The following is a 2,285-nucleotide window of genomic DNA, read 5'->3' as shown; positions in this document are numbered from 1 at the left end:
ATATACATTTTTCACTGCACAATTTTTCATCAATCTGTTGCAAGCACGGCGCGAAGCCACTTTGCGAGGCTGTGGATGTGGGTTGCCCACAAAGTTATCCACAGTTTTTGTGGGTGAGCGCGGTGACGGGTGGCGTGCGCGATAACGTAACGGTTTGTGACGCGGTGGCCGCCACAAGCTAGGCCATAATCGCCGATTGCTTTCATCTGCGCGGAGAGAGATTTGCTGTCCATCATACAAGCCGCAGGCTGGCCCATCTGGCCCCTGATCGCGTGTTCCGTCCTGGGACTGGCACTGATTTTTGAACGTTTTCTGGCCCTGAAAACGGCCCGCGTGGCCCCCCCCAAACTCCTCGACGAAGCCATCACGGTGTCGTCCAAGGCTTTGCCCACCCCCGACGTGGTGAACCAGCTGGCCCAGAACTCGGCCCTGGGTGAAGTGCTGGCCAGCGGCCTGCGCACCCTCAACAGCAACCCCCAGTGCAGCGAAACCGACCTGCGCGCCGCCATGGAAGGCACCGGCCGCGCGGTAGCGCACCGGCTGGAGAAGTACCTGTCGGCCCTGGCCACCATCGCTTCAGCCGCGCCGCTGCTGGGCCTGCTGGGCACCGTCATCGGCATGATCGAAATCTTTGGCTCGCAGGCTGGCGGCGGCGGTGTGGGCCAGGCCATGGGTGGCGGCAACCCGGCCCAGCTGGCGCATGGCATCTCCATCGCGCTCTACAACACCGCGTTTGGCCTGATCGTGGCGATCCCCTCGCTGATCTTCTGGCGCTACTTCCGGGCCCGCGTGGACGCGTATCTGCTCACGCTGGAGCTGGCGTCGGAGCAATTCGTTCGCCACATCCTGCGCCTGCGCAAAGCCAAGTAAGCGCCATGAACTTTCGTCCCCGCGCCAAGGATGAGCCTGAGATCAACCTGATCCCGTTCATCGACGTGCTGCTGGTGATCCTCATCTTTCTGATGCTCACCACCACCTACAGCAAGTTCACGGAGCTGCAACTCACCCTGCCCGTGGCCGATGCCGAGCAGCAGCGCGACCATCCCAAGGAAGTGATCGTGTCGGTGGCCGCAGACGGCCGCTACGCCGTCAACAAGACCGGCGTGGAAGGCAAGAGTGTGGATGCCATCGCCCAGGCTCTGCGCAGTGCTGCCACCGCAGGCCGCGACAGCGTGGTCATCATCAGCGCCGACGCCATGTCGCCACACCAGTCCGTGGTCACCGTGATGGAAGCCGCGCGCCGCGTGGGCCTCACGCAGATCACGTTTGCCACGCAGTCGTCCGCGTCGGGACGCGCGGCCAGCCGCTGACGGGCATGGCCGCTTCCGGGCCGCAGCCGCCCCGGGCTTCGGCCCCGCAGGTCTCTCCGCCCACGGCCGAACAACGGCTTCACAACATCTGGCAGTCCCGGGGTCCAGCGGCTTGGGCACTGTGGCCCGTCTCCCTGATGTATGGCGCGTTGGTGGCGCTGCGCCGCTGGCTGTATGGCAGGGGCTGGCTTCGCTCCGAACACCCGGGCCGCCCCGTCATCGTGGTGGGCAACGTGATTGCCGGAGGCGCCGGCAAGACCCCGATAGTCATCGCACTCGGCAAACACCTGCAGGCGCGCGGCCTGCGCGTGGGCGTGATTTCGCGCGGCTATGGCCGCAGCACGCACGACTGCCGTGCGGTACTGCCTGACAGCCTGGCCAGTGAGGTGGGCGACGAGCCCGCCCTGATTGCCCGCAGCGTGGCGGCGGGTGGCACAGTGCCTGTGTTTGTGGCCCCGCGCCGCATCGCTGCCGCACGCGCGCTGCTGGCCGCGCACCCTGACACCGACGTTCTCATTTGCGATGACGGCTTGCAGCACCTGGCGCTGCAGCGGGACTTGGAGATCTGCATCTTCAATGACCAGGGCATCGGCAACGGATTTCTGCTGCCTGCCGGCCCGCTGCGGGAGCCCTGGCCCCGCGCCGTGGACATCGTGCTGCACGCAGGCAGTGCGCCACCGCACGGGACCACCGCGCCTGCATTTGAGCTGCAGCGTAGCCTGGCGCCCTATGCCCTGCGGTCGAACGGCCAGCAGGTGCCACTGGCCCAATTGCAGGGGCAACCGCTGCATGCGGTGGCAGCCGTGGCCAGGCCCAGCGAGTTTTTTGCCATGCTGCGCACCCAGGGCCTGGCGCTGGAGCGCACCGAGGCCCTGCCAGATCACTGTGATTTTGATAGCTGGCAGCGCATATCCGACCAGCGCATGCAGCTTGTTTGCACTGAAAAAGACGCCGTAAAGCTCTGGACCCGCCATC

The 2,285-nt window shown here is 65.6% G+C and carries 4 protein-coding genes; all 4 read left to right on the top strand.

The features are described from left to right. On the top strand, window positions 1-182 hold a 182-nt coding region (locus DBR23_RS31695; protein ID WP_233250728.1), incomplete at its 5' end, for a hypothetical protein. 40 nt (window positions 183-222) lie between these two features. Continuing rightward, a complete protein-coding gene (locus DBR23_RS24845; RefSeq protein ID WP_056062406.1) occupies window positions 223-870 on the top strand; it encodes a MotA/TolQ/ExbB proton channel family protein in 648 nt (215 codons plus the stop codon). Window positions 871-875: 5 nt separating this feature from the next. Then, entirely contained in the window at window positions 876-1,310 is a 435-nt protein-coding gene (locus DBR23_RS24840; RefSeq protein WP_056062402.1) for a biopolymer transporter ExbD, read from the top strand. A 5-nt stretch (window positions 1,311-1,315) separates the two neighbouring features. Next, on the top strand, window positions 1,316-2,285 hold a 970-nt coding region (gene lpxK / locus DBR23_RS24835; protein ID WP_108499906.1), incomplete at its 3' end, for a tetraacyldisaccharide 4'-kinase.

The sequence above is a fragment of the Acidovorax sp. HMWF018 genome, assembly GCF_003061035.1.
In the GTDB taxonomy this organism is placed as follows: domain Bacteria; phylum Pseudomonadota; class Gammaproteobacteria; order Burkholderiales; family Burkholderiaceae_C; genus Acidovorax; species Acidovorax delafieldii.
Note: the sequence above shows the minus strand (reverse complement) of the source record. Positions and strands in the feature narration are given on the sequence as shown.